Origin of the sequence: Streptomyces sp., from assembly GCF_019510245.1 — a bacterium.
Lineage (GTDB): Bacteria > Actinomycetota > Actinomycetes > Streptomycetales > Streptomycetaceae > Streptomyces.
This window is the reverse complement of record NZ_JAEKKT010000535.1, coordinates 1-1,962: the sequence shown is the minus strand read 5'-3', so window position 1 is coordinate 1,962 and position 1,962 is coordinate 1. Positions and strand designations below refer to the sequence as shown.

Sequence of the window (1,962 nt, the reverse complement as noted above, 5' to 3'; positions counted from 1 at the left end):
CCGGAGCTCTCGGCCGTGCCGGAATGGTCCGCGTCGTCGGTCGTGTCCGGGGCGTCCGGGGCTTTCGCCGTGCCGGAGTCGTCCGGGTCGTCGGTCGTGTCCGCGTCGTCCAGGTTTCCCGCCATGCCGACGTCGCCGGAGCTCTCGGCCGTGCCGGAATCGTCCGGGCCTTCCGTAACGTCGGAGTCGCCGGCGCTCACAGTTGTGGCCGAAGCGGCCGGGCCCTTCGTCGCGTCCGGGCCCTCCGCCCCGCTGGCGTCCTCAGGGTCCTCCGCCCTGGCGGCGTCCTCCGGCCCGTCCGCCTCGTGGGCGTCCTCCGGGCCCTCCGACCCGTCGGCGTCCTCCAGGCCCTCCGCCCCGTCGGCGTCCTCAGGGCGCTTCTCCGCGGTCGAGGGGGTCTCCGTGTCGGATCCGTCCGTTGGGGCCTCTGTGGGGCTCTCGGCGGGCTTCTCGGGGGTCGTCGGGAGGTCACGTACCGAGAAGACCCTCGTGGCCGTGTCGACGCCGCCCAGTGAGATGGACTCCCGTGCCACCGCGAGCCGGGGATCGGGAACCGGACTCGCGCTCCCCGACGTCGGTTCTGCCGACGACTCGCGCTGCTTCGACCTGTCGGGGGACTCGCCCGCCACCGATGCCTCCTCCGGGCAGCCGCCACACCACGCTGTCCGAACCATGTACCAGTGTCCTGTGTGTGGCCCTGTCCCAAGCGGTAGACGAGAACGACATACCTACCGGTTCCACTACAAACAGGTCACGCACCCTCGACAGACCAATGTGAGAGGGGTCACCCTGTCTTTCATCCACGCGGGGAGGCATGGATGGGCAGGAGCCGCAGAACACTTCCGGAAGAGCTTCTGCTGCTGGCGTTGGACCCGACCACGGGTACCACCGCACAGCCGCAGTCGCTCGACCTCGGTCTGGCCGGAGCACAGCTAGTGGAGCTGGCGCTGGCCGGACGGATAGCCCCAGACGGGGATCGTATCGCCGTGGTAGCCCCACGGCCGACTGGAGATCCGACTTTGGACTGCGCGTTGGAGTTGCTGCGAAGGCGTGGCGCTCCCGTGCGGGCAGTGAACTGGATCGGCGGGCCGCGACTGGGGCTCCGCCAGACATACCTCTCGCATCTGGAGCGGTGCGGCATGGTGCATGCCGTGGCGGGTCAGATGTGCGGAGTGCTGCCGACGACTCGCTACCAGGCGACGGACAACGAGATCAGCCGGGAGATCAAGTCCCGACTGGACTCGGCGATCCGCACCGGCGTACCGCCGGACCCGCGGACCGCGGCGCTCGCCGCCCTGGCACACGCGGTCGGCCTCGGCAAGCACCTGTATCCGGGCAACGAGGGACGGTCCTCGAGGTCCCGGCTGCGGGACCTCATCAGGCACGACCCGATGGGCGGTCTCGTCGCGCACGCCGTGATGGACGTCCAGAACGGCGTGGCCGCACAGCCACGTCGTAACCCGGCACCCGCCGGCCGCCAGGCCGCCCCGGGAGCCAGGCCCGCACCGGAACCCGCTCGCGGCGTTCCGATGCAACCGCGCCGAGGACCGATGGCGCGCGCCGTGGCTCACTGAGCCGCAGTTCCACGGCACGCACCGCCGAGAGCACGACCCGCACGACTCGCACCACTCAGCCGCCGCACCGTCAGTCCCCAAAGACCGGTCCGGGAGCCGCTGGTCCGCGCGGGGCGACGGAACCGTACGTCCGAACATCGGGCGTCGCCGGGTTCCGCCGCCCCGCGCGGCCGCATGTCCGGGCCCGGTCGGGCCGGCGCCCCAGCCGACGGGTACGCAGCGCATATACACCGTTTCCCAGCGGTAATAAGCACCTTGGTGGCAGTCTGCTCAACAGCAGATACGCAAAGTCAAGAACGAGGCACGCAGCCGGAGGTGCACGTCCCGTGGCGTCCAATGTCAATCCCACCGTCAGGCGGCGCCGGCTGGGCCAGGAGCTGCGCAGGCT

The 1,962-nt window shown here is 70.8% G+C and carries 1 protein-coding gene and 1 pseudogene; one reads left to right on the top strand and one right to left on the bottom strand.

From position 1 onward, the window contains the following. A pseudogene (locus JF597_RS55145) lies at positions 1-629 on the bottom strand (D-alanyl-D-alanine carboxypeptidase); the annotation flags it as partial. A 189-nt stretch (positions 630-818) separates the two neighbouring features. On the opposite strand from JF597_RS55145, the gene JF597_RS55140 reads away from it, so the two are divergent. Beyond that, entirely contained in the window at positions 819-1,574 is a 756-nt protein-coding gene (locus JF597_RS55140) for a GPP34 family phosphoprotein (RefSeq protein WP_069763887.1), read from the top strand. The last annotated feature ends 388 nt before the right edge of the window (positions 1,575-1,962 follow it).